This is a genomic window from Neorhizobium populisoli, from assembly GCF_019430945.1.
GTDB lineage: Bacteria > Pseudomonadota > Alphaproteobacteria > Rhizobiales > Rhizobiaceae > Neorhizobium > Neorhizobium populisoli.
The window spans coordinates 343,291-369,492 of record NZ_JAHYCB010000002.1 but is presented as its reverse complement, the minus strand read 5'-3'; the positions used below and the strand labels follow the sequence as shown (position 1 = coordinate 369,492).

At 62.1% G+C, this 26,202-nt stretch carries 28 protein-coding genes and 1 riboswitch; of the genes, 15 read left to right on the top strand and 13 right to left on the bottom strand.

Translation table 11 applies throughout. The features are described 5' to 3' along the window. Window positions 1–98 precede the first annotated feature (98 nt). On the top strand, window positions 99–365 hold the full coding sequence (locus KX729_RS05970) for a hypothetical protein (RefSeq protein WP_219741520.1): 267 nt from the start codon (window positions 99–101) through the stop codon (window positions 363–365). Window position 366: 1 nt separating this feature from the next. Here the strand turns inward: KX729_RS05970 and KX729_RS05965 are convergent, their stop codons facing one another. Next, window positions 367–1,560 (bottom strand): winged helix-turn-helix domain-containing protein, encoded by a 1,194-nt coding sequence (locus tag KX729_RS05965; RefSeq protein WP_219741519.1) that lies wholly within the window; start codon window positions 1,558–1,560, stop codon window positions 367–369. Window positions 1,561–1,667: 107 nt separating this feature from the next. Between KX729_RS05965 and KX729_RS05960 the strand changes: the two genes are divergently transcribed. Genes KX729_RS05960 through KX729_RS05950 form a run of 3 tightly spaced genes read left to right on the top strand, consistent with a single transcriptional unit; the run spans window position 1,668 to window position 3,541 of the window. Then, complete coding sequence (locus KX729_RS05960) at window positions 1,668–2,345, top strand: energy-coupling factor ABC transporter ATP-binding protein (protein WP_219741518.1); 678 nt, start codon at window positions 1,668–1,670, stop codon at window positions 2,343–2,345. Next, entirely contained in the window at window positions 2,342–2,947 is a 606-nt protein-coding gene (locus KX729_RS05955; RefSeq protein ID WP_219741517.1) for a CbiQ family ECF transporter T component, read from the top strand. Before KX729_RS05960 ends, KX729_RS05955 begins: the two co-directional genes overlap by 4 nt. A gap of 30 nt (window positions 2,948–2,977) precedes the next feature. Further along, window positions 2,978–3,541 carry a biotin transporter BioY gene (locus KX729_RS05950; RefSeq protein ID WP_025603223.1) on the top strand — a complete coding sequence of 188 codons (564 nt, stop codon included), beginning with the start codon at window positions 2,978–2,980 and terminating at the stop codon, window positions 3,539–3,541. Window positions 3,542–3,549: 8 nt separating this feature from the next. Here KX729_RS05950 and KX729_RS05945 read toward each other — a convergent pair whose 3' ends face one another. Continuing rightward, complete coding sequence (locus tag KX729_RS05945; RefSeq protein ID WP_025603222.1) at window positions 3,550–3,948, bottom strand: acyl-CoA thioesterase; 399 nt, start codon at window positions 3,946–3,948, stop codon at window positions 3,550–3,552. 149 nt (window positions 3,949–4,097) lie between these two features. Between KX729_RS05945 and KX729_RS05940 the strand changes: the two genes are divergently transcribed. From KX729_RS05940 to dxs, 8 genes are all read left to right on the top strand, one after another. Beyond that, the gene (locus tag KX729_RS05940) at window positions 4,098–5,030 is read left to right on the top strand and encodes a histone deacetylase family protein (RefSeq protein WP_025603221.1); all 933 of its coding nucleotides are present in this window, start codon (window positions 4,098–4,100) and stop codon (window positions 5,028–5,030) included. 3 nt (window positions 5,031–5,033) lie between these two features. After that, the gene (locus tag KX729_RS05935; protein ID WP_219741516.1) at window positions 5,034–5,288 is read left to right on the top strand and encodes an exodeoxyribonuclease VII small subunit; all 255 of its coding nucleotides are present in this window, start codon (window positions 5,034–5,036) and stop codon (window positions 5,286–5,288) included. Next, complete coding sequence (locus KX729_RS05930; RefSeq protein ID WP_219741515.1) at window positions 5,278–5,820, top strand: GrpB family protein; 543 nt, start codon at window positions 5,278–5,280, stop codon at window positions 5,818–5,820. The genes KX729_RS05935 and KX729_RS05930 overlap by 11 nt, the downstream gene beginning before the upstream one ends. 163 nt (window positions 5,821–5,983) lie before the next feature. Next, on the top strand, window positions 5,984–6,919 hold the full coding sequence (locus tag KX729_RS05925; protein ID WP_219741849.1) for a TAXI family TRAP transporter solute-binding subunit: 936 nt from the start codon (window positions 5,984–5,986) through the stop codon (window positions 6,917–6,919). A gap of 192 nt (window positions 6,920–7,111) precedes the next feature. Further along, a complete protein-coding gene (locus KX729_RS05920; protein WP_219741514.1) occupies window positions 7,112–9,220 on the top strand; it encodes a TRAP transporter permease in 2,109 nt (702 codons plus the stop codon). A gap of 18 nt (window positions 9,221–9,238) precedes the next feature. Continuing rightward, window positions 9,239–9,601: a DUF1850 domain-containing protein gene (locus KX729_RS05915; protein WP_219741513.1), complete on the top strand. Its 363-nt coding sequence runs from the start codon at window positions 9,239–9,241 to the stop codon at window positions 9,599–9,601. A gap of 77 nt (window positions 9,602–9,678) precedes the next feature. Beyond that, window positions 9,679–10,602, top strand: a complete 924-nt coding sequence (locus tag KX729_RS05910; protein WP_219741512.1) for a pirin family protein — start codon at window positions 9,679–9,681, stop codon at window positions 10,600–10,602. A 113-nt stretch (window positions 10,603–10,715) separates the two neighbouring features. Next, window positions 10,716–12,635 carry a 1-deoxy-D-xylulose-5-phosphate synthase gene (gene dxs, locus KX729_RS05905; protein ID WP_219741511.1) on the top strand — a complete coding sequence of 640 codons (1,920 nt, stop codon included), beginning with the start codon at window positions 10,716–10,718 and terminating at the stop codon, window positions 12,633–12,635. A 53-nt stretch (window positions 12,636–12,688) separates the two neighbouring features. Here dxs and KX729_RS05900 read toward each other — a convergent pair whose 3' ends face one another. The 5 genes from KX729_RS05900 to KX729_RS05880 all read right to left on the bottom strand — a co-directional run bounded on the left by KX729_RS05900 (window position 12,689) and on the right by KX729_RS05880 (window position 16,997). Further along, the gene (locus KX729_RS05900; protein WP_219741510.1) at window positions 12,689–13,678 is read right to left on the bottom strand and encodes an AraC family transcriptional regulator; all 990 of its coding nucleotides are present in this window, start codon (window positions 13,676–13,678) and stop codon (window positions 12,689–12,691) included. A gap of 75 nt (window positions 13,679–13,753) precedes the next feature. Further along, window positions 13,754–14,569 (bottom strand): SDR family oxidoreductase, encoded by an 816-nt coding sequence (locus tag KX729_RS05895; protein WP_219741509.1) that lies wholly within the window; start codon window positions 14,567–14,569, stop codon window positions 13,754–13,756. 135 nt (window positions 14,570–14,704) lie between these two features. Then, window positions 14,705–15,292, bottom strand: a complete 588-nt coding sequence (locus KX729_RS05890; protein WP_219741508.1) for a YceI family protein — start codon at window positions 15,290–15,292, stop codon at window positions 14,705–14,707. Then, on the bottom strand, window positions 15,289–15,882 hold the full coding sequence (locus tag KX729_RS05885) for a cytochrome b (protein WP_219741507.1): 594 nt from the start codon (window positions 15,880–15,882) through the stop codon (window positions 15,289–15,291). Before KX729_RS05885 ends, KX729_RS05890 begins: the two co-directional genes overlap by 4 nt. A 119-nt stretch (window positions 15,883–16,001) precedes the next feature. Further along, the gene (locus KX729_RS05880) at window positions 16,002–16,997 is read right to left on the bottom strand and encodes a DUF4424 domain-containing protein (protein WP_219741506.1); all 996 of its coding nucleotides are present in this window, start codon (window positions 16,995–16,997) and stop codon (window positions 16,002–16,004) included. A 133-nt stretch (window positions 16,998–17,130) separates the two neighbouring features. Between KX729_RS05880 and KX729_RS05875 the strand changes: the two genes are divergently transcribed. Both KX729_RS05875 and KX729_RS05870 read left to right on the top strand, forming a co-directional pair. Further along, a complete protein-coding gene (locus KX729_RS05875) occupies window positions 17,131–17,895 on the top strand; it encodes a TlyA family RNA methyltransferase (protein WP_219741505.1) in 765 nt (254 codons plus the stop codon). After that, entirely contained in the window at window positions 17,892–19,133 is a 1,242-nt protein-coding gene (locus tag KX729_RS05870) for a class I SAM-dependent RNA methyltransferase (protein WP_219741504.1), read from the top strand. The genes KX729_RS05875 and KX729_RS05870 overlap by 4 nt, the downstream gene beginning before the upstream one ends. Window positions 19,134–19,139: 6 nt before the next feature. On the opposite strand, the gene KX729_RS05865 is transcribed toward KX729_RS05870, so the two are convergent. The 3 genes from KX729_RS05865 to KX729_RS05855 all read right to left on the bottom strand — a co-directional run bounded on the left by KX729_RS05865 (window position 19,140) and on the right by KX729_RS05855 (window position 22,086). After that, on the bottom strand, window positions 19,140–19,439 hold the full coding sequence (locus tag KX729_RS05865) for a hypothetical protein (RefSeq protein ID WP_219741503.1): 300 nt from the start codon (window positions 19,437–19,439) through the stop codon (window positions 19,140–19,142). Window positions 19,440–19,534: 95 nt separating this feature from the next. Further along, window positions 19,535–20,293: a crotonase/enoyl-CoA hydratase family protein gene (locus KX729_RS05860; protein ID WP_219741502.1), complete on the bottom strand. Its 759-nt coding sequence runs from the start codon at window positions 20,291–20,293 to the stop codon at window positions 19,535–19,537. Between the two features lie 11 nt (window positions 20,294–20,304). Then, window positions 20,305–22,086 (bottom strand): acyl-CoA dehydrogenase, encoded by a 1,782-nt coding sequence (locus KX729_RS05855; protein ID WP_219741501.1) that lies wholly within the window; start codon window positions 22,084–22,086, stop codon window positions 20,305–20,307. A gap of 229 nt (window positions 22,087–22,315) precedes the next feature. On the opposite strand from KX729_RS05855, the gene KX729_RS05850 reads away from it, so the two are divergent. Continuing rightward, complete coding sequence (locus tag KX729_RS05850; RefSeq protein ID WP_219741500.1) at window positions 22,316–23,317, top strand: transporter; 1,002 nt, start codon at window positions 22,316–22,318, stop codon at window positions 23,315–23,317. 61 nt (window positions 23,318–23,378) lie between these two features. On the opposite strand, the gene KX729_RS05845 is transcribed toward KX729_RS05850, so the two are convergent. From KX729_RS05845 to KX729_RS05835, 3 genes are all read right to left on the bottom strand, one after another. Continuing rightward, window positions 23,379–23,864, bottom strand: a complete 486-nt coding sequence (locus tag KX729_RS05845; RefSeq protein WP_246617424.1) for a BA14K family protein — start codon at window positions 23,862–23,864, stop codon at window positions 23,379–23,381. Between the two features lie 190 nt (window positions 23,865–24,054). Continuing rightward, on the bottom strand, window positions 24,055–24,471 hold the full coding sequence (locus tag KX729_RS05840) for a BA14K family protein (protein ID WP_219741499.1): 417 nt from the start codon (window positions 24,469–24,471) through the stop codon (window positions 24,055–24,057). A 119-nt stretch (window positions 24,472–24,590) separates the two neighbouring features. Then, on the bottom strand, window positions 24,591–25,835 hold the full coding sequence (locus tag KX729_RS05835) for an aromatic ring-hydroxylating oxygenase subunit alpha (protein ID WP_219741498.1): 1,245 nt from the start codon (window positions 25,833–25,835) through the stop codon (window positions 24,591–24,593). Window positions 25,836–25,935: 100 nt separating this feature from the next. Then, window positions 25,936–26,166: riboswitch (cobalamin riboswitch) on the bottom strand. Between the last annotated feature and the right edge of the window lie 36 nt (window positions 26,167–26,202).

Below are 26,202 nucleotides of genomic sequence, written 5' to 3'. Positions count from 1 at the left end.
TGGGGAGGCTATACCCTGCAATGCCGATTAGTTGTCGGATCAGAAATCCTGCCGGCCCCACGAAAGTCAGGGCCGGCTTATGATCCGGAATGAAAGGCATGAAGAAAGTGCTGGACCAACTCATGGCCCATGGCGGCTCCCTTTGGCTGCTGGAAAGCGAAATCCCACGGCATTTCGACCGTCAGGCTTTGATACGAGCGGCGAACAGGGGACTTGTCTCGATCACACCCGGCCAGACACCGGCAGTCCGCATCGAGGTGACGTTCAAGGGACGACGCCATCTGGAAAATCTCGACAGGCCGACGCTGCTGCGCCGCCTGTGGCTTTTCTTAACAGGCCCGTTCGTTCACCGGCTGGACGATTGATCTATTCCCCCCGCCAGCCGTCGACATAGTTCACCCTCTCCACCCCGCCGAACCGCGCCACGCGCTGCAGTTCCGCATCCAGCTTTTCCAACCGGCCCGCCGAAGCACGCACGCCCTTTTCCAGCCAGAGCTTCTTCACATCCAGCGTGCCGGCCTTGCGATCCGCCTTCATGTCGATGCGGCCGATCATCCGGTCGCCTTCGAGCAGAGGAAAGACGTAATAACCGTATTGCCGCTTCGGCTCCGGCACGAAGATTTCGATGCGGTAGAAGAAGTTGAACAGCCGTTCGGCGCGGTCGCGGTTGCGCAACAGCGGGTCGAAGGGGCTGAGAACGCGAACGCGGGCCGGCGGCTCTGGGATGTCGCCGAGGTGTTCCGGGAAGCCGGCGAAGGCGAAAGAGGGTCGCGGGCGGCTGCCGTCGGCGGTTTCGATGAGGATTTCGACCAGTTCGTCGCGATGGTCCTTCACCCAGTCCTTGGCTTCCTGCGGCGTGACGATTTCCCAGAAATCGGCGATCTCGCCGGATGTTGCGAAACCGAGCTTGTCCAGCGCGCTGCGGCAGGCCCAGTCGACGAATGTGTCGTGGTCGACTTCCGGCTCGTGATGATGCTGGGCGATGACCCGTTCGGTCAGGTCATAGACCTTCTGGAAATTCACCCGGCCGGCGATCGAGAGCTTGCCGGTATGCCAGTAATATTCGAGCGCCGTCTTGTTCGGATGCCAATTCCACCAGCCGCCGGACTTGTGCTCTTCCGCCTTCATGTCGCGCGACATGATCGCGCCGTTTTCAGCGATGTGCTGGAAAGTTTCCTCAAAGGCAGAGTCGAAGCCTTCGCCATGCCACTTCTTCCACCGCTCCTGAATGATCGGTTCGCGGCGGCGGAAGCGGTGCTTCCAGTAGCGGAACAGGCGTGACGGGATGATCGAGGCGTCATGCGTCCAGTGTTCGAACAGCTCGCCGTCCTTTTCCAGAAGCAAGGTCAGGTGTTCGCGCTTGTAGGTCTGGTTGCGCGAGAAGAGGATCATGTGATGGGCGCGCTCGACGGTCGCGATACTGTCGACCTGCACGAAACCGAGATCGTCGACGAGCTGCAACAGCCCTAGCTTGGTCAGCGCGCGGCCGGGCGGTTCGGAAAGCCGCTGCCGTTCGAGGAAGATTTTGCGGGCCTGATCGTTCGGAAGGAGAATCGCCATGGGAAGAGACTAGGATGCCGCGGCTTGAGTTTCAATGTTCATGTTAAGTTCCACTTTGCCCTTTCTGCACTTAATGTCTATAGAACCGGCAAAACGAGGGACCCGGCTTGGATATCCGTTTCGAACAGGCAGAAGCGCGCTTCGAGGGACGCACCGTTCTTCATCCCCTCACCCTTTCGCTGACCGAGCGGCGGATCGGCGTGATCGGTCTCAACGGCTCCGGCAAGACCACCTTTGCGCGGATGATCAATGGCTTGGTTCTGCCCGCTGCCGGCAAGGTGAGCGTGGGTGGTTTCGATACTTCCAAAGACGGTGACCGGGTGCGGGCACTGGCCGGTTTCATCTTCCAGAACCCGCAGAACCAGATCGTCCTGCCGGTCCTGAAAGAAGATATCGCGCTGGGGCTTTCCACCCGAAAACTGTCGAAAACCGAAAAACAGGAAGCCGTGTCAGGCATTCTTGCCCGTTTCGGCATCGGGCGCCTGGCCGACCGACGCGTCCATGAGCTTTCGGGCGGCGAATTGCAGCTCGCGGCACTTGCTTCGGTACTGGTGACCAGGCCTGACGTTCTCATCATGGACGAACCGACCAACCAGCTCGACCTCAAAAACCGCGGCCTCGTCGAGAAGACCATTCATGGCCTCGAGGAAAACATCATCGTCATCAGCCACGATCTCGACCTGATTGGCGGTTTCGACCGGGTGCTGTGCTTCCATGAGGGGCGGCTTGCGGCGGACGGACCGCCGGGCGACGTCATTGCCCGTTATCGCGAGATCGCCGCATGAAAAGCCTGCATGTGGAGGGTGATACGTTTCTGCATCGCCTGCCGGCGGGCTTGAAGCTTGCCGGGCTCGCGGCCGTCAGCCTGCTGCTCTTCCTGCTGCATTCGCCTCTGTTGCTTGCATTTGCCGCCGTGGCTGGCATCGGCCTTTATGCGATGCTCGGGCTCGGGTGGCGCAATTCGTGGCAGCGACTGCGGGTGATTCTGCTGACCATCGTCGTCGTTTCGGTCTTCACGCTGGTTATCAACAGCCCGGTCGATGCGGCGGCGGTGTTTTTTCGGCTGATCGCGCTGTTCCTTTTTGCCGCAACCATAACGGCAACCACCAGCACGGGAGACTTCATCGCGGTCGTCACAACGGCTGCGAAGCCGCTCGAAAAGACCGGCCTGATAACCGCCTCCGATATCGGTCTCGCCATCGGCCTCGTCATCCGTTTCCTGCCGGAAGTGCTCGACCGGTATCAGGCTATCCGCGACGCGCACCACGCCCGCGGGTTGAAACCGAAACCCCTAACATTGGCCGTGCCATTGATTATACTGACCCTGCGCAATGCCGACGAGATAGCCGCCGCCATTGACGCACGCGGCATCCGCAGTCAGAAATGACACAAGATCAGCGTTAAGGGATTTTATACCATGTCTACCCGTGATCTCGTCCTCGCAGCCCTGTTTGCAGCGATCATCGTGGCTCTCGGCCTCGTTCCCCCGATCATGCTGGGTTTCATTCCGGTACCGATCACCGCCCAGTCGCTCGGGGTCATGCTGGCCGGCGTCATCCTCGGGGCCAAGCGCGGCGGCCTTGCCGTTCTCCTCGTCCTCGTCCTGGTCGCGATCGGCCTGCCGGTTCTCTCCGGCGGACGCGGCGGTCTTGCCACCTTCTTCCTGCCAACCGCAGGTTATCTGGTCGGCTGGTTCTTCGCTGCCGTCGTCACGGGTTATTGCTCGGAACATTTCGTCGACCGCTCGCAGAACGGCATCGTACAGATCGCCGGCTTTTTCCTGGCGGCGCTGCTCGGCGGCGTGGTGGTCGATCACCTGATGGGCATTGCCTATCTCGCCTTCGGCACCGGCACCGGCCTTGCGACCGCTTTCCTCGGCGACCTCGCCTTCGTGCCGGGCGACGTGCTGAAGGCAATGATCGCAGCGCTTGCCGGCCGCGCGGTCATGGTGGGCTACCCTCTGCTGCCGCAGCGGGCCTGACACCGGTCTCAGTCGAGATACTGATAAAGCCAGTCGCGCAATTCTTCCGGTAGCGCGACCGGCTCCCGGCTTTCGGGATCGGAGGCGGTCCAGACTACCTCGGCCTCCGCCACGGCCTCGCCGGCGCGCAGCATGCGCACCAGGAAACCGGCCGACTTGCCGCCGATCTTGCTGATGCCGACTTCGGTCTTGACGAGCTCGCCGAGTTTCACCGGCGCATGGAAGGTGCAGGTGATCTTGCCGACGATGAAGAAGGGATCGCCATCCTTTACCTTCCGCTTGCGCCAGAATTCCGTCACCGCCTCTTCGGCGCGCACGACATAGGCGGAGCGAAACATCTCTCCGTTCATGTCGACGTCCCGGAACGGCACCCGGAACTCCTGCGCTTTGACCGTATCCTTGACCACCTTGCCCCCTGGCGTCGCTTTACACGTGAGATCTTTCTTGCAGTCTAAACTATCGGAAGAGCAAGAGGAGTCCGCTTGAAAAAATCCAGTATCTGCGCCATGTCCGGAATGTCCACCTGCAAGTTCCCCCCTTCACGAGGCCGCCTCTCATGACCACGCGCCTTTACGAGCATACGATCTTCCTCGAGCATCGCACACCTGAAGGGCACCCCGAACGGGCGGACCGGCTGCGCTCGCTCAATATCGCGCTGGAGCATCCGAATTTCGCGAGCCTCGACCGCAAAGAGGCGCCGCAGGCGAACGAGGATTCGGTTCTGCTCGCCCACCCGGAAAAACATCTGACCGCCGTGATGCGCTCGATCCCCGAGGAAGACACCGTCAAGCAGATCGAGTCCGACACCTATGTCGGCCCGAAAAGCTTCCAGGCGGCGCTGACCGGCGTCGGCGGGGCGATGGCGGCAGTCGATGACGTTCTGTCCGGCAAGGTGGACAATGCCTTCGTCGCATCCCGGCCGCCGGGGCACCATGCGGAAAAAGACAAGTTCATGGGCTTCTGCCTGTTCAACAATGTCGCGATCGCCGCCCGCCATGCGCAGCAGAAACATGGTATCGAGCGCGTCGCGATCGTCGACTGGGACGTGCATCATGGCAACGGCACGCAGGACATCTTCTGGGACGATCCGTCCGTGTTGTTCTGCTCGACGCACCAGATGCCGCTTTATCCCGGCAGCGGCGCCAAGGACGAGACGGGTGTGAAGAACAACGTCGTCAACGCGCCGCTCTCGCCCGATACCGGCAGCGAGCATTTTCGCGAAGCCTTCAAGAGCCGCGTCCTGCCGGCGCTCGAAAACTACCGGCCGGATTTCATCCTGATCTCGGCCGGCTTCGATGCGCATCACCGCGATCCGCTGGCGCAGATCAATCTTGTCGGCGACGATTTCGACTGGGCGACCGGCCGGCTGATGGAATTGGCGGGGAAATACGCCAACAACCGGATCGTCAGCCTGCTCGAGGGTGGCTATGATCTGGAAGGTCTGGCCGAATCGGCCGGCATGCACATTTCGCGACTGATGAAGGGATAGACCATGACCGACAGCACCGAAACCGTTGACGTCACCGGCTATTCCTTCGAAAAGGCCGTCGCCGAACTGGAAAGCATCGTTGCCCGGCTGGAACGCGGCGACGTGGCGCTGGACGAATCCATCGCTATCTACGAACGCGGCGAAGCGCTGAAGAAGCATTGCGAAAAGCTGCTCACCGCCGCCGAAAACCGCATCGAAAAGATCCGCCTCGACCGTGCCGGCAAACCGCAGGGCGTCGAGCCGCTCGATGGCGAATGACGTCGGCATGGTGCTAGGGCTGAAGCACAATACCAATCTGCTGGTCGACTACGATCCTGAATGGCCGGGGGAATTTGCCCGTGAGCACGAGCGGCTTGCAGGGGCGATCGGAAATATCGCCAAAGGTATCGAGCATTACGGTTCGACTGCCGTACCCGGTCTGCGCGCCAAGCCGATCCTCGATATCATCGTGGCGCTCGATCCGCTTTCCGACTGGGAAGACTGTCATGATCCACTTCTGGCGCTCGGTTATGACTATGCCGCCCATGCGGGCGTGCCGGGGCACCACATTTTCGGCCGCGGGCGCGATACCACCGAACGCACGCATCTCGTCCACCTCGTCGAGCTTGGCGGCTATTCGTGGATATCGAACATCGCGTTGCGGGATGCGTTGCGCAGCGACCCGGAACTGAGGCGCGAATACGTCGCGCTCAAGGAACAGGCGGTGTCCGAGGCGCCGGAAAGCCGGGCCCGCTACAATGTGCTGAAAGGCGCCTTCATCGACCGGGTCAAGGCCGGCCTGATGCGGTAAGCCACCGCTTAATCGCCCCGAAATCTACCACTAAAGTTGTAAGACCCTCGCCGTATTCGGGCCATAAAGCGGTTGACCTGCCGGTACCGCCTCCCCATGATAACCGCCATCTGAAGGGTTGCTTTGGGAGGAGCGCATCGTGAAGTCCAGCAAAATCAATCTCATGTTCGCGGCGACGCTTGCCGTTTCGACGGCTTTTTCCGCTGCGGGCGCGAAGGCGGCCGAATTCATCAACGTCCTGACCGGCGGCACTTCGGGTGTCTATTATCCGCTCGGCGTGGCGCTCGGCGAAATCTACGGCAAGGGCATCAAGGACGCCCGCACCCAGGTACAGGCCACCAAGGCCTCGGTCGAAAACCTCAACCTTTTGCAGGCCGGCCGCGGTGAGATCGGCTTCTCGCTGGGCGATTCCGTTCAGGAAGCCTGGAAGGGCAACAAGGAAGCCGGCTTCCCCGGCAAGCTCGACAAACTGCGCGGCATCGCCGCCATCTATCCGAACTATATCCAGGTCGTCGCCTCGGCTGAATCCGGCGTGAAGACGCTGGCAGATCTCAAGGGCAAGAGCCTTTCGGTCGGCGCGCCGGCCTCCGGCACCGAACTCAACGCCCGCGCCATTTTCACGGCGGCCGGCCTTTCCTACAAGGATCTCGGCAAGACCGAATATCTGCCGTTCGCCGAATCCGTCGAACTGATCAAGAACCGCCAGCTGGACGCGACACTTCAGTCCGCCGGTCTTGGCGTCGCTTCGATTCGTGACCTTGCGACCTCTTTGAAGATCAATGTCGTGGCGATCCCGAAGGCGGAGGTCGAGAAGATCGGCGCGCCGTATATTTCGGTGAAGATTCCGGCCGGCACGTATGAGGGCCAGACGGCGGATGTCGAAACGGCTGCGGTCGGCAACTTCCTGATCACCCATTCGGGCGTTTCCGACGAAACGGTCTACCAGATGACCAAGCTGCTGTTCGACAACCTGCCGAAGCTTTCCGCCGCGCACGCCGCCGCCAAGGAAATCAACATCAAGAAGGCGCTGGAAGGCATGCCGGTGCCGCTGCATCCCGGTGCCGAGCGTTATTACAAGGAAGTCGGGCTGCTGAAGTAAGACCGGAGGGTTTGCCCCTCATTCGCCCTGCCGGGCACCTTCTTCCCGCTCGTGGGGAGAAGGATACATGCCGCACCCTCGAAGTCTCTCATCGGACGTTGCCGAATGGCGCGTTCCCCTCCCCGCCGACGGGGAGAAGTTGAGAGCAGCAAAAGCTGCTCTTTTGCTGAGGGGCAGCCTACCGGAGACACCATGTCCTCACCCGCCATGCACCACCCGATGACGCCGCAAAGCGCCGAAGAGCCGATCGAGGGCCTGCCGGCCGGATGGGGAGACGGGATCGGCGCGAAGATCACCTTCGGGATCGCGCTGGCATTTTCCACCTTCCAGCTCGCAACTGCGGCTTATGCGTTTCTGCCGAGCCAGGTGATCCGGGCCATGCACGTGGCCTTCCTGCTGCTGCTCGGTTTCGGCCTTCTGGCGCAGCTGCGCGCCAGGACGCCGCTTAGCAAGAGCTGGTTCTGGTTTCTCGGCATCGCCGGTTTCGCGACCGGTATCTACAACTGGGTAGAATATGCGCCGCTCCTGCAGCGCAGCGGTTTCCTCACCACGCCGGACATCATCTGCGGCGTGGTGCTGATCGTTCTGGTGTTCGAGGGCGCCCGTCAGCTGATGGGCCTGCCGCTGACCATTCTCTGCGCCATCTTCCTCGCCTATTGTTTCTTCGGGCAATATGCCCCCGGCGCGCTGCAGACGCGCGGTTATTTCTTCGACCAGATCATCGATTATTTCGCCTATGGCACGGAGGGGATCTACGGCACGCCGGTCTATGTCTCGGCGGCCTATATCTTCATCTTCGTCGTCTTCGCAGCCTTCCTCGAACGGGCGGGCATGATCGCGCTGTTCAACGACGTGGCGCTCGGGCTCGTCGGCCATTGGCGCGGCGGGCCGGCGCAGGTTTGCGTGCTGTCGTCGGCACTGATGGGGACGATTTCCGGTTCGGGCGTCGCCAATGTGGTTGCGTCCGGCCAGTTCACCATTCCGCTGATGAAACGTTTTGGTTTCCGCTCGGCCTTTGCCGGCGCGGTCGAGGCGACGTCCTCGATGGGCGGACAGATCATGCCGCCGGTCATGGGCGCGGTCGCCTTCATCATGGCGGAGACGCTGAACATTTCCTATGCGGAAGTGGTCAAGGCGGCGATCATCCCGGCCATCCTCTATTTCGGCGCCTGCTTCTGGCAGGTGCATCTGGAGGCGGGCAAGGCGGGCCTGCGCGGCATGTCCAAGGACGAGCTGCCGAGTGCCTGGGCCGCAATCAAGCAGCACTGGCCGCTGATCCTGCCGCTTGCCGCGCTGATCTACCTGCTGTTTGCCGGCTATACGCCGATCTTTGCCGGCACGATGGGCCTGGCGCTGACGATCGTGCTGATCCTCTCGACGCCGATTGCCGCGATGATCGGCCCGACCGCCTTCCGGGTCGTCTTCTGGATCGCCGTCGGTCTGGCGTCCGCAAGCTTCTTCGAATTCGGCGTCACCTTCCTGATGGGGCTGATCATCCTGCTGATCATCGCTTGCCTCGTCTTCAAGGGTGGTCGCGAAACGCTGATGATCTGTGTCGACTCGCTGGCAGAAGGCGCCAAGAACGCCCTGCCCGTCGGCATCGCCTGCGCCATCGTCGGCATCGTCATCGGCACGCTGACGCTGACGGGCATCGCCTCCACGATGATCGGTGCGATCATCGATATCGGCCGCGATAACCTGTTCATTTCGCTGGTCCTGACCATGCTTGTCTGCCTCGTGCTCGGCATGGGCATTCCGACCATTCCGAACTACATCATCACCTCGTCGCTGGCCGGCCCGGCGCTTTTGGAACTCGGCGTGCCACTGATCGTCAGCCATATGTTCGTCTTCTATTTTGGCATCATGGCGGATCTGACGCCGCCCGTCGCGCTGGCTGCCTATGCGGCAGCACCGATGGCGAAGGAATCCGGCATGAAGATCGGCGTGCAGGCGGTGAAACTGGCAATCGCCGGTTTCCTCGTGCCCTACATGGCGGTCTATACCCCTGCCCTGATGCTGCAGGACCCCGGCCCGCTTTCCGCCTATATCGGCTATTGGGGCGAGGTGGCTTATGTCTTCGTCAAGACCTGTGCCGGTATCGTGCTCTGGGGCGCGACGGTCGTCGGCTTCCTGTTTGCACGGTTGGCGATCTGGGAACGGATGCTCGCATTCCTGGCCGGTGTGCTGCTGGTTCTGGCCCTGCCATGGACCGACGAACTGGGCTGGGTGATGACTGTCGCACTGATCGGCTGGCACTGGTGGCGGACGAAAAATGCGACGGCCACTCCGGCGCTCGGCTGAACCAAGGAGGCTTAAACCTTGAGTCTCTGCATCCTCGCCGGCGGCAAGGTGACGGCGCTCGCTTTGTCGCTCTTCACGCTGTCGTGGACCCATTCGGTACAGAAGACGGAATGGCGGGAGACCTGGGGCGTGACGCCTGCCGGGCTGGAAATCCGCGAAGCCGCGATCAAAGGTTCGGGTGCCGGCATGGAGCCCGGCCCGGATGCGGTTTTGCGGGATGGCTGGTGGGTCTGGCGCCCTTCGCTACCGGCTCAGAGCAGTGTTTCGCTGGCGGCATCCGGCATGACGCCGAGCGCATGGACGCTTTGTTATAACGGCGGGTGCCTGGAGCTTGGCGCGAAGGCAGGCGAGGACGTCGTGCTGGAACCCTGCAGGGAGTAGACAGTCCATCTCCATACGGAACCTGTTCATACCCGTTCCGAAAGGCTAGGTTCGGTTCAAACAATCGGAGACCGGCCATGTCCTTCTTTCCCGGAAAAGACCCGGTCGCGGGTGATGCATTTGCCTGCGATGCGATCGAGAACCTGATCATTCCGCGCACCAGCGATATCGGCGGCTTCCAGGTGCGGCGCGCGCTGCCGACAAGCCGGCGGCGGCTGGTCGGGCCGTTCATCTTCTTCGACCGGATGGGGCCGGCGCTGCTGCGCGCCGACGAGGCGCTGGACGTCAAGCCGCATCCGCATATCGGGCTTTCGACCGTCACCTATCTGTTCGACGGCGAGATCAAGCATCGTGACAGCCTCGGTACCGAACTCGTCATCCGTCCAGGCGACATCAACCTGATGACCGCCGGCCGCGGCATCGTGCATTCGGAACGCACGCCGGAAAACCTGCGCGGCCATCCGATGTCGGTTTCCGGCCTGCAGACCTGGCTGGCGCTGCCGGACGACAAGGAGGAGATCGATCCGGCCTTTGCGCATACGGCTAAGGAATCCATGCCGCTGATCGAAGCGGATGGCGCGACCGGTCGCGTGGTGATCGGTTCGTTTGAAGGGCTCGGCTCGCCGGTTCCGACCTTCAGCGACACGCTCTACGTCGATCTTCGGCTCGAGCCTGGCCGGCGCTTCCCGTTTGCGGCGGCACATGAGGAGCGGGCGATCTACATCCTGTCCGGCGAGCTTGTCGTCTCCGGCGACCGGTTCGCGGCAGACCAGCTTCTCGTCTTCCGGCCGGGGGACAATATCACGCTGGAAGCCGGCGAGATGGGCTGTCATCTGATGCTGTTCGGCGGTGCTGCGCTCAACTCCAAGCGTTATATCTGGTGGAATTTCGTCTCCTCCTCCAAGGAGCGGATCGAAAAGGCCAAGGAAGAGTGGCGCACCGGCCGTTTCGATATCGTACCGGGCGACGAGGAAGAGTTTGTCCCCTTGCCGATAGGTTAAAATCGGTTAGAACGCCGGATCATATAACTTGAAAAAGCCTGTTTTCTTCTCATGTTGAGGATGACAGACTTTCCGGCAAGACGATTTGCCGACGAGATGAGAGGCCGCATTCCGTGACATCAACGCCCGCCACGCCGCTGCTCGACAAGGTCATCATTCCCGCCGACCTGCGCCAGGTCGAGGACCGTGACCTGCCGCAGCTTGCCCGCGAAGTGCGTGACGAGATGATCGATGCCGTCTCCCGTACCGGCGGCCATCTCGGCGCCGGCCTGGGCGTGGTCGAACTGACGGTCGCGATCCACAAGGTGTTCAACACGCCGGACGACAAGCTGATCTTCGATGTCGGCCACCAGTGTTATCCGCACAAGATCCTCACCGGACGCCGGGACCGTATCCGGACGCTGCGCCAGGAGGACGGGCTTTCCGGCTTCACCCGGCGGGCCGAGAGCGAATACGACCCCTTTGGCGCCGCCCATTCGTCGACCTCGATCTCCGCCGGTCTCGGCATGGCAGTCGCGGCCGATCTTTCCGGCTCGAAGCGCAATGTGATCGCCGTAATCGGCGACGGCGCGATGTCGGCCGGCATGGCCTATGAGGCGCTGAACAATGCCGGCGCGCTCGATGCGCGGCTGATCGTCATCCTCAACGACAACGACATGTCGATCGCCCCGCCGACCGGCGCGATGAGCGCCTATCTGGCTCGGCTTGCCTCCGGCCGCACCTATATGGGCTTCCGCGATCTCGGCAAGAAACTGACGGCCTATCTCGGCAAGAATGTCGACCGGGCGATTACCCGCGCCGTCGAACATGCCCGCGGTTACGTGACCGGCGGCACGATGTTCGAGGAAATGGGCTTTTATCACATCGGCCCTATCGACGGTCACTCTTTCGACCACCTTCTGCCGGTGCTGCGTAACGTGCGCGACCATGCACGCGGTCCGGTGCTGATCCATGTGGTCACCCAGAAGGGCAAGGGTTACGCGCCGGCGGAAGCCGCTGCCGACAAGTATCATGGCGTCAACAAGTTCGACGTCATCACCGGCGCGCAGGCCAAGGCCAAGCCGAACGCGCCCTCCTATACGAGCGTCTTCGGCGAAGCGCTGGTGCAGGAAGCGGGCTACGACGACAAGATCGTCGGTATTACCGCCGCCATGCCGAATGGCACCGGTCTCGACAAACTGCAGGAAGCCTTTCCGCTGCGCACCTTTGATGTCGGCATTGCAGAACAGCATGCGGTGACGTTTGCGGCCGGTCTCGCGGCGGAAGGCTACAAGCCATTCTGCGCCATCTATTCCACCTTCCTGCAGCGCGGTTACGACCAGGTCGTGCATGACGTGGCGATCCAGGGTCTGCCGGTCCGTTTCCCGATCGACCGCGCCGGTTTCGTCGGTGCCGATGGGCCGACCCATGCGGGTTCGTTCGACACGACCTTCCTCGCCACCCTGCCGGGCATGGTGGTGATGGCCGCCGCCGACGAGGCGGAACTGAAGCACATGGTGCGCACCGCCGCAGCTTATGACGACGGCCCGATCTCCTTCCGTTATCCCCGCGGCGAAGGCGTCGGCGTCGAGCTGCCGGAGCGTGGTCAGATTCTTGAAATCGGCAAGGGCCGTGTCGTCAAGCAGGGTGCCAAGGTGGCCCTCCTCTCCTTCGGCACTCGACTGAAGGATTGTCTGCTGGCGGCCGAAGACCTCGATGCCGCGGGCCTCTCTACCGCTGTCGCCGATGCGCGTTTCGCCAAGCCGCTGGATCATGACCTGATCCGTCAGCTCGTCCGCCATCATGAAGTGCTGATCACCATCGAAGAAGGCGCCGTCGGCGGCTTCGGCGGCCACGTGCTGCAGTTCCTGAGCTCGGAGGGCCTGCTCGACCATGGCCTAAAAATCCGCTCGATGATCCTGCCGGATGTCTGGATGGAACAGGCAAGCCCGGATGCGATGTATGCCAAGGCCGGGCTCGATCGCGCCGGTATCGTCTCGACCGTGTTCAAGGCGCTCGGCCAGAGCCGGGTCGGCGTCGGGTTTGCGGGCTGAGGCTCAAGCTGCGACCGCATTGCGGGGGCGTGGGCCTCAATTGCCACATCCTGTCAGGCGCCTTGTCTCACGCTGTCGGGCGTCCTGCCCGTCCAGCCTCTGAAAGCACGGTAGAAGGAATTGGGCTCGTCGAAGCCCAACAGGAATGAGATTTCGGATGCGGGGAGCGCCGTCTTTTCAAGATAGTGACGCGCCAGGGCTTCCCGCGTTTCCTTTAATATCTGCTGAAAACTCGTGCCCTCGGCCTCGATACGCCGCTGCAGCGTGCGTTTGCTGACCGCCAGCTTGCCGGCGATCGCTTCCATCGTCGTCAATCCGCTCGGGATGCCTTCGTGAAGCGCTGCCCGGACGCGTTTTGCGACCGTTACGGAAGCATCGAGATCTGCGAGACGCTGGCGAAGATCGGGTTCGAAGGCGGCCCAGAGAGGTTCGTTCGACGTCAGAAAGGGGCGAACCGCGTCGGAGATCGCGAAACTGACGCTGTGAAAAGGTCCGCGGCGCGGACGCGTGCCGAAGAACTCCTCGTAAGGGACAAGCGGTGACGGCAGGTCGGTCGTCGTCACATCGATCGGCCGGATCGCTTCCCGGGTGCCGATCCGGACCAGCGTGACGCAGAAAAGCAGTTCCATCATGACCAGCGAGGCCGGAGGCGCTTGTGCCCCGCCCTGCCAGGCGAATTCTATCGTCAGCGCATCACGGTCTTCGCGCACGTCCATCTGCATGGGGCCGATCAGCCGCTTGTATTTGGCCACGCGCTGGGCCGCCACCGAGAGATTGGGGCTGCAAAGCGCCGCAAACAGCGGAGGAGAAAAGGATTCGCTGCGGACGGCTTCGCAGACCCTTATCGCAAAGAGCGGATCGCCCTTCTCCTGCTCGGCGCCATTCCAAAGGCGATAATAGTCCTCCGGCACAAGCCGCACGGACGGCTGGTGCAGCAAATCGTCGGGAAGTCCGGCGCGGCGCAGCACATTGGCGGCCGAGACCCCGAGGTCCGCGAGGAGAATGCGCCAGGTCGTGTCGAGAGCGTAGGTGAGGGTTTGCATGAGTGACCTTAGAATCGGCAGAAGCCGGTTGTCCATCGCTCCGCCTCTGTGGGCAAGACGGAGCGACGGGAATGATCAGAGCCCGAACTGCGATCTCATGCCGGCAAAGAACGTGGCGTCATCCACGGCGGCCCGTTGACCAAGAACCTGCACTGCATCCGCGCCTGCCGCATAACGAAGCTGGCCGGTTCCGTCAGTCGTGGCTGAATAGATGACCTGGGCGATCTGCTCGGGCTCCGACGCATTTTCCATCATCGGGCCGAAGAAACCGAACAGCGCCTGCATGAGCGGCTGATATTCGGCAATGCTTTCATCATTGGTCAGATCGAAGGAGCGACCGCCGAAATCGGTCTTGATACCGCCCGGCTCGACGAGCTTGACCGCGATGCCCAGCGGCGCCAGCTCGTATTGCAGCGATTCCGACAGGCCTTCCACCGCAAATTTCGTGCCGTGATAGAGCGTACCCATGGGGAAAGCCATACGGCCGCCGATCGACGACACGTTGACGATGGTGCCGCTGCGGTTAGCGCGGAAATGCGGCAGAACCGCCTGTGTCGTGGCCAGCAAGCCGAGAACGTTGACATCGAACTGGCGGCGGATTTTTTCGAACGGCGTCGCTTCCAGCGGGCCGTAGGCGCCGTAACCCGCATTGTTGACCAGGGCATCGATACGGCCGAACCGTGCAAGTCCCGCTTCCACCGCCGAACGGATCGTCTCGGCATCCTGGACGTCCAGACGGGTCACCAGCGTGTTGTCGAGCTGCGTCAGCTCCGTTTCCTGTTCCGGCGAACGCATCGTGGCGATGACATTCCAGCCTTTTTCCTGGAAAAGCTTGGCGGTGGCGCGGCCGAGGCCGCTGGATGTGCCGGTGATGAGGATGGTCTTGGTCATGATGTGCTCCTTCGGGGTTGATGAGCACAAGCTATGGGCAGAACGCACCCTGCGCACTGGCAGGCGATGCCAATCGGCTATCGGATCATGCCAATCGCGTTCTAGCGGCGACAGCTGATGGCTGCGGCCGTAAGGTCAGTCGCGTTGCCCCTCGATCATCATGTCGAACTGCACGACGTTCGAATAGATCGGCGTTCCCACATCCATGGAATAACGCGAGCGGAAAATCTTGCCGCTGACGTTGAAGGCGATCGACCGGTCACCGAAGGATGTCAGCTTCACGTCGAAACTTTCGGGCGAGCTATGTCCCTTGGCGGTCAGGGTGCCGCTGACGTGGGCGCTGTCCGGGCCGGTCTGCTCCACTCGCTCGGAGCGGAACGTGATCTTCTCGAAATGGCTCGTATCGAAAACCGCGCCGGAGCGCAGGAAGGCGTCGACGCGATCCTGACCGGTGCTGACGCTTTCCGGCTGCAGTTCGAAATTGACGATGGAATGGGCAAGATCGCCCGCCTTCAGATTGAAGGTTCCGGAGAATTTGCCAAACCGGCCCTTGATGCCGCCGCCGCCGACCTGATCGACGGCAAAGCCGATATTCGACTTCGGCGTGATCGCATAACGGCCGGCCGCTGCACTCAGGCTTGGAACTTCGACCGCCGATCGGCCGACCGCCGGGAAGGCTGCGGAAAGAAGCAGGGTTGCGAGGAGAACGGATTTCTGGGTCATGGTTTCAACTCACGGATGGAGGTTTCGGCGGAACGGTGCCGGCGGGGAAACATCCTCGCCAGCACGCCGTCATGCCGATGGTAGTGATGATGAAGCGCGGCCAGCGAATGCAGCAGGACCAGCGCCAGCGTGGAATAGGCCAGAACCGCATGGACCGTCGTCCACCAGGCTTCGGCGGCATCGGATTTCGGCACCGGCAGGTGCGGAATGACGATGGTGTTGAATGCGAAAGTGGGGATTTCCAGGGGCGAGACCGAGGCGATCAGCCAACCGGCCAGGGGCACCGCGACCGCGAGCAGAAGCAGGACATGGTGCATGGATCTTGCCGCCAGATGCTCGGCATGCCCCATGCCGTCCGTAGGTTTTACCCGCACCACAAGCCACGAATGCAGCAGCCGCACGGCCGCCAGCAGCAGCGCCAGCATGCCGAAGGACTTGTGCCACTGGAAAAGCGAGAAACTCAAAGCCGGATCGATCGACGAACGGGTCATCACGAAACCGAGCACCAACAGTCCCGCAATGAGTGCTGCGATCAGCCAGTGCAGAATGATCGTCAGCAGATCGTAGCGGTCGGCGGCAGAACGCGGCATGCGGGTACCCGGCAGTCTTTGAATTTTCTGCCGCAGAAGATCGCGCTTTCAGCCGGGCGTCACAAGCAGCCCGGCATCACGTTTCCTTCAATCTTCAAGAATTGGACCGTGAAGCGACGTTACTGATCACCCGCCGTCAAGAACAGGACGTGAAGGTCTTTCGTCGGGTTAAAATCCGTCGCCGACATTTCGAATGTGGTCGGTCCGACCTTCTTCACACCGCTGCCGCAGAAGCTGACATAGTCCTTTTCATTGCCCTTATCGACTGTCAGCTTGAACTTGGAGATCGGGCCGCTCCAGTTGGCGCCGGTGGTCAGCACGTAGGAAACCCACTGTTCGGTATAGTTCGGGCCGCTCTTGCCGGCGGCGGCTTCCAGTTTTGCGGCGGTCTTCATGAAGGCGTCGTCGACGCAGTAACGCTCGACATAGCTCTTGTATTCGTAGGCGGGCTTGCCGTTCTGGATGAAGCTCATGGCGACCGTGCCGCCGACGCTCGGCTTGTAGCGATGGCTGACCTTGACCGGCTTGCCGGCCGGGAACTTCGTCTTCCACCAATAGGCGGAGCGCAGTGTCCAGGTGGGGCGCAGATCTTCCTGCAAACCCTTGCCGGCATCATAACCGTCCACATAGATCAGCCCTTCGGCGATCCAGCGCTGCTTGACGTCCGCCGGCAGCGATTTCAGCGCTTCGGCCGTCTTGTCGCTATAGGGGAGCAACGGCACTTTCTGGGCCAGCAACTCGTCGGTGCGGTCGACGCCGGTGGCGATCACCCGCTGCTGCAGTTCCGGCTTGATCTGCCGTCCGTCCTGCACCACCGAAAATCCGAGAAAGTTGTCGGCCTCCGGATCGCCATAGGCAATGTCGCTCATCGAACCGCCCACGACATCGGGCATCGGGAAGGCGATAACGCTTTCGATTTCCTTGTCGCCTGTATTGCGGAAGACATAATCGACCAGCACTTCCTCGCGGGAAATATAGAGGTTTTCCTCCTCCATGCTGACATCGCTGGTCTGAACGTAGATCAGCCCGCCGGTCGTCAGTTCCGCCGTCGTATCGTTTGCCAATGCCTGCGATGCGCAAAGCACAAGACCGCCAGCCAGAAGTATCCCGCGCATTCGCCTCTCCCTTTGTTGAGGCCGGACGATAGCCAAGATTTACGCAAGAAAGAAGACCGGCCGTCTGCAGGAACGATCTTTGCCACAAGGAAAGGCTTGCATCCGCCCTTTCTCGCAGGCATTGACTGCCATCATGTCAAAACCCCAAGAAACCCAGCGTCTCGACCAGCTTCTGGTGACGCTTTCCCTGTTCGACAGCCGCTCGCGGGCGCGCGACGCGATTGCGCGCGGCACCGTGACCGTCAACGGCCAGGTCATCACCAAGCCAGGCCAAGTCGTCGCCACGAACGCGGCGATCGAGATCGACGATCCCGCCAAGGCCTATGTCTCGCGCGCCGCGCTGAAGCTGATCGCCGCGCTCGACCATTTCGGCCTACACCCGGCAGACCGCAACTGTCTCGATGTCGGCGCCTCGACCGGCGGCTTTACCGAAGTCCTGCTCGAGCGTGGCGCGGCACATGTCACCGCCGTCGATGTCGGTCACGCCCAGATGCATGAGCGGATCGCCGAAGACCCGCGCGTGACCAATATCGAGGGGCTGAATGCCCGCGGCATGACCGAGGACGACCTGAACGGCGAAGAGATCGACTTCATCGTCTCGGACGTCTCGTTCATCTCGCTGAAGCTGGCGCTGCCGCCCGCGCTGGATATGGCGCTTCCCGACGCCATATGCGTATTGCTGGTCAAACCTCAGTTCGAGGCCGGACGCGAAGCGGTCGGCAAGGGCGGCATGCTGCGCGATCCCGACAGCGCGCCTGATGTGGCCGCCGAACTGGAGCGCTGGCTGACCGAAGACATGGGCTGGACGAGCCTCGGCCTCATTCCCTCCCCGATCGCCGGCGGCGACGGCAACCAGGAATTCCTGCTTGCAGGGCGCAAAGCGGAGACACCCAAATGAGCACAGTCACCGTTACGATCAACCGGCTCGGCGCACAGGGGCACGGCATCGCCAATGGCGAGGATGGTCCGGTCTACGTGCCCTATGCGCTGCCCGGCGAAGTGCTGGCAATCGCCCGCAACGGCGATCACGGCACCGTCATGTCGACGTCCAACCTGTCGCCCCATCGCGTCGAGCCGGCTTGCCGCCATTTCGGACCGGACAGCGATGCCTGCGGTGGCTGTTCGCTGCAGCATCTGGCCGACGCGCCTTATCGCGCCTTCAAGCGGGAATTGATCATCGATGCGCTGAAGGCCAAGGGCCTGACGCCGGACGTGAATGAGCTGATCGCCTGCCATCCGGGCGAACGGCGGCGCACGGTGTTTTCCGCCCGCAAGACGGAAAAGGAATTCCTGCTCGGCTTCAACCGTGCCGAGACCAACCATATCGTCTCGATCGAGGAATGTCCGATCGCCGCGCCCGGCATCGTGGCGCGGCTTGACGCCATCCGGGCGATCGGCGCGGCTCTCGCATCCGGCGCGGAGGTCTTCCGCCTCAGCGTGCTGGAGACGCTTTCCGGTCTCGATATCGCCGCGGAAGGCCTGAAACTTTCCGACAAGCAGCGCCGCGCCGTTACCGAGACGGTGCTCGCCATGCGCGGTATCGCCCGGGTTTCGGTGAATGGCGAGATCGTCATCGAGCCGCAAAAACCGATCATCGATTTCGGCGGCGTGCGGGTTTCGCCGCCGGCCGGCGGCTTCACGCAGGCGACCAAACCGGCGGAAGACGCGATGGCCGAGCTGGTTCTGGCGCATGTCGGCAAGGCGAAGCGGGTCATCGACCTGTTTGCCGGTTCCGGCACGTTTTCGCTGAGGCTGGCGCGCAAGGCCAAGGTGCATGCGGTCGAAGGCGAGGACAAGGCGGTGAAGGCGCTGGATTTCGCCGCCCGCAACACGCAGGGCCTGAAGCCGGTGACGGTCGAAAAACGCGATCTGTTCCGCCGGCCGATGATGGTGTCGGAGCTGAAGAACTACGATGCCGTCGTCTTCGACCCACCGCGCGCCGGCGCCGAGGAGCAGATGAAGGAACTGGCCCGTTCGACGGTAAAGACCGTTGTGGCGGTGAGCTGCAATCCGACAACGCTGGCGCGCGACCTGCGCATCCTCGTCGATGCCGGTTACCGGATCAAATCCGTGACGCCTATCGACCAGTTCCTCTGGTCTCCGCATGTGGAAGCGGTGGCGCTTTTGGAGAAGTGAGCAACCTCAGTCGTCCAGATCAAGCCTGCCGCTGCCGGTGACGTTGTCGCAACGGCAGCTGCCGCCGACGCGGCCGGCGCTGGCGCGGCAGACATAGGGGCGGTTGCGGTTGTCGCTCTGGGCCGGCTGGACGACGCAGATATAACGCTGCGGGCGCGGCTGGCGGTCGTCCGTGCGGGATTTGGTATTGCCGCCATACTGGATGAGGCTCATCGGCGCATCAGGGGCGCCGGTCGAGAACCCACCGGCGGATGCGGCGGTGCAGGAAAGCAGCAGGACAGCGGTAAGCGTCAGAATATTGCGCATCGGGATACCTCCTCGTTTGAGCAACATCTAATCCTGTCCCTGCCCCGAAAAAAGACGGGGAAGCGGCAATCTTCAAAACTAGTGTTAGGGCCGCGTTAACGCCGCATGAAGGCTTCGAACGCGGCACGCGCCTCGGCGCTTTTCAGCTGTGCGGAGAAATGCACGAGTTCCTCGTCCATGCGGGCCAACACCGCATCGCGCGGGCCGCGCACCAGATCGCGGGCGATCTTCAGGGCCTGCGGCGGTTTCCTGGCGAGGCTTGCGGCAAGCATCAGCGTCTCCGCCTCCACCGCTTCGGGAGCGACGATCTTCCAGATCACACCGGCCTCAAGCGCCGCTTCGGCCGAAAACCCCTCACCCGCCACCAGCATGGCAAAGGCACGTTGATGGCCCATGATCTTTGGCGCCAGCAGGCTGGACGCGGCTTCCGGAACCAGAGCGAGATCGACGAAGGGCGTCTTGAACTGGCTGCGGGCTGAGGCGATGGTCATGTCGCAATGCAGGTTGAGCGTGGTGCCGATACCGATCGCCAGACCATCGACACCGGAGACCAGCGGCTTTTCGGCAAGCGCCAGCGCCTTGATGAAGACGGCGGCGGCGGGCGCTTCCCTCGAGCCGGACATGGCGTAGCTCAGGAAATCGCCCATGTCGTTGCCGGCCGAAAAGCAGCCTTCGGTGCCGAGGAAGGCGACGGCGCGGATGGCATCGTCGCCATTGGCCTCTTCCAGAGCCGCGGTCATGCGGTTGTACATGGCCGAGGTGATGGCGTTCTTCTTTTCCGGCCGGTTGAAGCGGATGACCATCAGGCCCGGTTGGGCTTCCGGACGCTCGACGAGAATGTGGTTGTCGCTCACGAAAGGCTCCTTCAGGCGAGGATGGCGCGGGCGGCTTCGAGGCTCGCGGCACCGGACGTGACGCGATCCTTCAAAGCCGAGGTTTCGGCCAGCAGGTTTTCCGCCATGAAGCGGCAGAGCGTGGCGCGCTGGTCGCCCATGCCGTTATCGACTGAGACGAGCCCGCCCTTGGCTAGATAGATGCCGGTTAGCACGAGGCCGAACAGCCGCTGATAGGGCGTGGCACCCGCCAATGCATCGGAAGCGCGGCCGGCGGTCTGGGCTTCGAGCAGCCAGTTCGTGGCGGTTTCCAGCGCGGCAATCGCCGCCTTCAGCCGGTCGGCGGTTTCACCGAAAGCCGGGTTATTGGAGGCTGCAACCTCGTCGGCCACCTGTTTCAGCTCACCGATAAAACCCTTCACCTGATTGCCGGAAGAGAGCGGCAGTTTTCGGACTACAAGGTCGATCGCCTGGATGCCGTTGGTGCCTTCGTAGATCGGCGCGATACGGGCATCGCGGAGGTAACGGGCCGCACCCGTCTCCTCGATGAAACCCATGCCGCCATGTACCTGGATGCCGAGCGAGGCGACATCGACACCGATATCGGTCGCGAAGGATTTGGCGATCGGGGTCAGCAGTGCTGCGCGTTCCGTCCAGTGGCGGGCCTCGTCGCCTTCCGTATGATGCGACATGTCGATCGCATGGGCGCAAGCATAACAAATGGCGCGGGCGCCCTGGGTCAGCGCCTTCATGGTGATCAGCGTGCGGGCGACATCCGGGTGTTCGATGATCGGGCTCATTCCAGTGCCCGACCAGCCGGGCGCCTTGCCCTGAGTGCGCTCCTTCGCATAGGCGACCGCCTTCTGCGTGGCCGCCTCGGCGATCGCTACACCCTGCATGCCAACGGCGAGACGGGCATTGTTCATCATGGTGAACATGCAGGCAAGGCCCTTGTTCTCCTCGCCGACCAACCAGCCGATCGCACCCTTTTCCTCTCCGAACTTGCCGTCGCCATAGATCATCGTGCAGGTCGGCGAACCATGAATGCCGAGCTTGTGTTCGATCGAATGGCAGAACACGTCGTTGCGAGCGCCCAGCGACCCGTCGTCATTCACCAGAAATTTCGGCACGAGGAATAGCGAGATGCCGCGCGTGCCGACGGGCGCATCCGGCAGGCGGGCCAGTACCAGATGGATGATATTGTCGGCCGCGTCGTGCTCGCCCCAGGTGATGAAGATCTTCTGGCCGAAGATGCGGTAGGTGCCGTTTTCGGCACGCTCGGCGCGGGATTTCAGGACGCCGAGATCCGAGCCGGCATGCGGCTCGGTGAGGTTCATCGTGCCGGTCCATTCGCCGGACACCAGTTTTTCAAGGTATTTTGCTTTCAGCGCGTCGCTGCCATGCGCGACCAGCGCCTCGATCGCGCCCATGGTGAGCGTCGGGGCCAGCGCAAACGCCATGGAGGCGGAGTTCCACATTTCCAGCGCTGCGACATTCAGCATATGCGGCAGTTTTTGGCCGCCGAATTCTTCCGGCGCAGTCAACCCGTTCCAGCCGCCTTCGCGCCAATGGCGATAAAGCTCTGGCCAGCCGTCCGGCGTCTTCACTTCGCCATCCGTCAGCCGCGCGCCTTGCCTGTCGCCCGTCTCACCGAGCGGCGCCATCTCGTTGCCGGCGAAACGGCCGGCCTCTTCCAGGATCGCATCGACAAGATCGGCGCTCAGATCGCCAAAACGGCCGATCTCCAGTGCTTCCGCGAGACCTGCCACATGATTGAGGGTGAAGGCGATTTCCTCGACCGGTGCCTTGTACATGATGCTCCTCCCAGACGCTTCATTGCCGGCGTTTGCCGTTCTACCTGCATGCTAACCGATTCTTCGGCTCACGCACGCTCCGCATATCTTTTTACGTAAACGTAAACGTAAAAGTCAATCATTCTACGATCTGCTTCCCATTGTCCTCTTGGCGATTTAGAGAATCGTGTTGAAACTTGCGTCACACAAAAGGCCTATGGATTGTCACATGCTCCCGGAATCCTCCCCCATGTCGATCCTCACCCCCGCCGTTCCCGGTCTCGTCTGGGCCTATCATTTCCATCCGGGCGCCTCTCCCTGTACGCGCCTGCCGCTTGAGGTCGAGCGGCGTGATCTCGATGTGAAGGACGGATTCGTCTGGCTGCATCTCAACCTCGCTGATACGCGCGTCACGCCGTTTCTGGAGAATTTTCCCGGCATCACGCCACCGGCCGCGGCCGCGCTCACCACCCATGACACTCATGCGGCGGTAACGCTCGACGAGCAGTTGATCTATGGCACGCTGGTGGATTTCCAGCGGGATTTTGACAGCGACACGCGCGATATCGGCTGGCTGCATTTCTTCGTGTCCGACAGGGTGATCATCACCACAAGGCTGCAGCCGCTGCGCTCCGTCGACCGGGTGCGCGCGGCGATCGAGAAGAACGCTTCGCGCTACGGCAAACCGATCGACGTGTTCGAGACGATCGTCGCGGAATTCCAGCGGACGCTGATCTCGCTGGTCATGGAGCTGACGGAAGAGCTGAACCTGATCGAGGATTTTGTCTACGACAATGCTCCGCGCGACGAGCGGCGCCGCCTCGCCCCCGTGCGGCGCACGGTAGTGCGGCTGCACCGGCATCTGCGCACCGTACTGACGCTGATGCGCCGGGCAGCGGCGGCTGATGACGACGAGATGCCGCCGGGTTTCGACGATGCGGCATCTCGGCTGGTCGGCCGGCTGGAATCGGTGGATCACGACGTCTATGCGCTGCAGGAGCGTGCCCGGCTGCTGCATGAAGAAATAGACTCCAAGCAGTCTTCGGAGACCAACCGGCATCTCTACATCCTGTCGATCATGACCGCCTTCATGCTGCCGCCGACATTGATCACCGGCTTTTTCGGAATGAACACATCCTCCCTGCCCTTTGCGGCGGAGGGCGGCAACGGCGGGACGGCCTATGCTTTCGGCCTGATCGTGCTTTCCGTGCTTGCGGCCTGGTGGTTGCTAAAACGCGCCGGCATTATTTGAGGCCAAACGAAAAAGCCGCCTGGCATGACCGGACGGCTTTTTCAATTCCATGCGTTCCCGCTCAATAATAGGGCGAAAGGCAGGTCTGGCGCGGGCCGTAATTCGGCTGGAACGTGTTGGAGGCGGAATCGTAGGACCGGTAGCGGTCGTAGCACCATTCGTAATGGCGCGGATTGATATCGCTGCGCTCCACATATCGCGGAGCCGGGGCGACGTAGCGGGGAGCCGGTTCCACGTATTGGGGTTCGGGCTCGTAATCCGGTGCGGCCAGCGCACCGCCGATCAGCGCCCCAGCACCGAAGGCAGCCAGCGGGAACCAGTAACCGTTATAGTGACGGTAACCGGCGCGGCGGTCGCGGTAGCCGCGATGGCCGTTATACCAGTCGCCACCATGGCGGCGGCGATACTGCACCGTGACCACATCCGAGGTGGTATCGATGCCGGGTGCCGGCGCGGCAACGCGCGGCATGGCCTCAGCCGGCAGAAGCGAGCCGGCCAGAACGGCAGCGGCGATCCCCGCAACCGCGATCTTCTTCATCAACGTCATTGAAATCTCCAATCCCTCGATCTGTTTCCCCAGCTCCGGTGAACGAAGCCTATGGCCTGCGATTAACGCAAAGCCGGCCATTTCGCATCCTTGGTAGAAAAATCATGCTGAATGCACGCTTGATAACACAAACGAAAACGACCGGGCAGATGCCCGGCCGATTTCGCGATTTCCTGGTTTATTCACCGCCTCAACGCGGCGAAACGCAGGTGCGACGCACGCCACCGCTCGCGACATAAGTATTGTCGGACGCGCGATAGGTGCGGTAGCGGCTTTCACACCAGGCGACGTGGCCGCTTGCCGGCCGGCTGGACTGGATGGCGCCGCCGATCAGTGCGCCTGCGCCAAATGCCGCCAGCGGGAACCAGAACCCGTTGTGATAACGATAACCCGGGCGTCGGTCGCGAAAGCCACGATGGCCGTTATAGTAGCCACCACGGTCACGCCGCCACTCGCGATCGCGGCGGTACTGGACATCGGTCACGGGGCTTGCCGTCGATATGCCGGAAGGTACGGGCACTTGAAAAGCCTGCGCTGGTACGAAGGTCGTGAAGGTGGATGCGAGCGCGACGGCCATGGCCGTGACGCGCAGACGGAGATTGGTCATCCTGATGTTTCCTCTTCTTGTTCTGTCGAGAAAACAACATGGTAAGGGAGGCTTAGTTCCGTCTTTTCCAGACCCGGTCGATCACGAATAAGCGACCGGGTCGGAGGATGTGAACCGGATCAGGCGACCACGGAAAGCTTGGCCTGTTCGCCCTGGAGACGGCCGACCATGAAGTTCGAATACCACTCGACGAACTGCATGACGCCGCCTTCATGCATTGCCGAATAGGGGCCGGGCTCATAGGCCGGCGAGCGGATGCCGAAAGCGTTTTCCTCGACGATCTGGCGGTCCTGGTCGTTGGTCATGTTCCAGACGTGGGTCAGTTCTTCGAGATTGTAATCGACGCCCTCGACCGCATCCTTGTGAACCAGCCATTTGGTGGTGACGGCCGTTTCTTCCGGACCGATCGGCGTGACGCGAAAGGAAATCGCGTGGTCGCCGAGCATGTGGTTCCAGGTGGTCGGGTAATGGAAGAGCAGCATGGTGCCGATGCCATCGATCGTCACGTCGTCCGAAAGTTTCCGCGACACCGCATTGCGGCCGGACATGGTGTAGCTTTCGGCGCCTTCGATCAGCGGCATGCGAGCCACACGGAACTGGCCGTCCGGCGACATGTTGAACTCGCTCGGCAAATTGGCCGCCTCGCAGCGCTGCCAGTGTTCGAGAATGACGGGATCGTCGATCGCGCCGGCAACGCCGGTGACGCTCGGGGCTTCCGGGAAGGTGCGGCAAAGCTCCGGATGGTTGCCGGCGCAGTGGTAGCATTCGCGGTTGTTTTCCCAGACGAGCTTCCAGTTGCCCTTTTCGATGATCGTCGACTGGTGGGCGACCTTGGCCTCCGACAGGCGATGCGGCTTCATATAGGGCTCGATCGCGGCGCGCACCGGCGCGAAATCCGGCGCTTCGTTGGCGAGGCAGATGAAGATATAGCCACCGACGCTTTCGCAATGGACCTTCTTCATGCCGAACTGGCTCTTGTCGAAATCGGCGCCCATCTGGCGGCCGACGAGCAGCGAGCCGTCGAGCTCGTAGGTCCACTGGTGATAGGGACAGACGAGACGGACCGCAGAACCGTGTTCCTTGGTGCAGACGCGGCTGCCGCGATGGCGACAGGTATTGTGCAGCGCGCGGATCTGGTCGTCCTTGCCGCGCACGACGACGACCGGATAGTCGCTGATCTGCAGGGTGAAATAGGCGCCCTTCTTCGGCAGTTCGCAATCGTGGCCGACGAACAGCCAGTCGCGATACCAGATCATCTGCATGTCGAGCTTGAAATATTCGGGATCGGTATAGAACGGCTGTTCGAGGCTGAAGCCTTCGCGGCGGTTCTTGAGCTGTCGCAGGACCTGGTTGCGGAATTCCATCATTGCCTTCCTCGTCGAAAATCTCCGCGGGAAGGACACGGAAAAGCATGGACGGATTTCGCCCGCCTGCTTCCCTGCCCCGAACGCCCGCCGCGATCGGTCAAACATATGTCCCAAGGCTGGTTTCCGGGCTGAGGAGCCGTTCCCTTGCGGGAACCGATCCGGCACCTTCCCGGGCGGCCTTTGCGGCTCTTTCCCAGTGGCATTCGCCAGACCTTTGAACTCCACCACCGTTGCGGGGGCAGCGCCGGATAAAGGTTTTGAGGCCCTCGCCGGCTTCCCAATTCTCCACCCTCCCTAGCAGGGCGGCACCTTGAGCTTGAAGAGGATATAATCATCCGCCCGGCGTGTCGCATAGGCGACATTG

Coding starts and splice junctions, on each gene's coding strand:
- KX729_RS05835 (WP_219741498.1), bottom strand. CDS start 25,835: ATGGAATTCCGCAACCAGGTCCTGCGACAGCTCAAGAACCGCCGCGAA.
- KX729_RS05885 (WP_219741507.1), bottom strand. CDS start 15,882: ATGCCGCGTTCTGCCGCCGACCGCTACGATCTGCTGACGATCATTCTG.
- KX729_RS05930 (WP_219741515.1), top strand. CDS start 5,278: ATGGCGAATGACGTCGGCATGGTGCTAGGGCTGAAGCACAATACCAAT.
- KX729_RS05850 (WP_219741500.1), top strand. CDS start 22,316: ATGTCGATCCTCACCCCCGCCGTTCCCGGTCTCGTCTGGGCCTATCAT.
- KX729_RS05895 (WP_219741509.1), bottom strand. CDS start 14,569: ATGACCAAGACCATCCTCATCACCGGCACATCCAGCGGCCTCGGCCGC.
- KX729_RS05940 (WP_025603221.1), top strand. CDS start 4,098: ATGACCACGCGCCTTTACGAGCATACGATCTTCCTCGAGCATCGCACA.
- KX729_RS05900 (WP_219741510.1), bottom strand. CDS start 13,678: ATGCAAACCCTCACCTACGCTCTCGACACGACCTGGCGCATTCTCCTC.
- KX729_RS05970 (WP_219741520.1), top strand. CDS start 99: ATGAAGAAAGTGCTGGACCAACTCATGGCCCATGGCGGCTCCCTTTGG.
- KX729_RS05855 (WP_219741501.1), bottom strand. CDS start 22,086: ATGTACAAGGCACCGGTCGAGGAAATCGCCTTCACCCTCAATCATGTG.
- KX729_RS05865 (WP_219741503.1), bottom strand. CDS start 19,439: ATGCGCAATATTCTGACGCTTACCGCTGTCCTGCTGCTTTCCTGCACC.
- KX729_RS05875 (WP_219741505.1), top strand. CDS start 17,131: ATGTCAAAACCCCAAGAAACCCAGCGTCTCGACCAGCTTCTGGTGACG.
- KX729_RS05890 (WP_219741508.1), bottom strand. CDS start 15,292: ATGACCCAGAAATCCGTTCTCCTCGCAACCCTGCTTCTTTCCGCAGCC.
- KX729_RS05870 (WP_219741504.1), top strand. CDS start 17,892: ATGAGCACAGTCACCGTTACGATCAACCGGCTCGGCGCACAGGGGCAC.
- KX729_RS05845 (WP_246617424.1), bottom strand. CDS start 23,864: ATGACGTTGATGAAGAAGATCGCGGTTGCGGGGATCGCCGCTGCCGTT.
- KX729_RS05910 (WP_219741512.1), top strand. CDS start 9,679: ATGTCCTTCTTTCCCGGAAAAGACCCGGTCGCGGGTGATGCATTTGCC.
- KX729_RS05950 (WP_025603223.1), top strand. CDS start 2,978: ATGTCTACCCGTGATCTCGTCCTCGCAGCCCTGTTTGCAGCGATCATC.
- KX729_RS05955 (WP_219741517.1), top strand. CDS start 2,342: ATGAAAAGCCTGCATGTGGAGGGTGATACGTTTCTGCATCGCCTGCCG.
- KX729_RS05880 (WP_219741506.1), bottom strand. CDS start 16,997: ATGCGCGGGATACTTCTGGCTGGCGGTCTTGTGCTTTGCGCATCGCAG.
- KX729_RS05935 (WP_219741516.1), top strand. CDS start 5,034: ATGACCGACAGCACCGAAACCGTTGACGTCACCGGCTATTCCTTCGAA.
- KX729_RS05920 (WP_219741514.1), top strand. CDS start 7,112: ATGTCCTCACCCGCCATGCACCACCCGATGACGCCGCAAAGCGCCGAA.
- KX729_RS05965 (WP_219741519.1), bottom strand. CDS start 1,560: ATGGCGATTCTCCTTCCGAACGATCAGGCCCGCAAAATCTTCCTCGAA.
- KX729_RS05925 (WP_219741849.1), top strand. CDS start 5,984: ATGTTCGCGGCGACGCTTGCCGTTTCGACGGCTTTTTCCGCTGCGGGC.
- KX729_RS05840 (WP_219741499.1), bottom strand. CDS start 24,471: ATGACCAATCTCCGTCTGCGCGTCACGGCCATGGCCGTCGCGCTCGCA.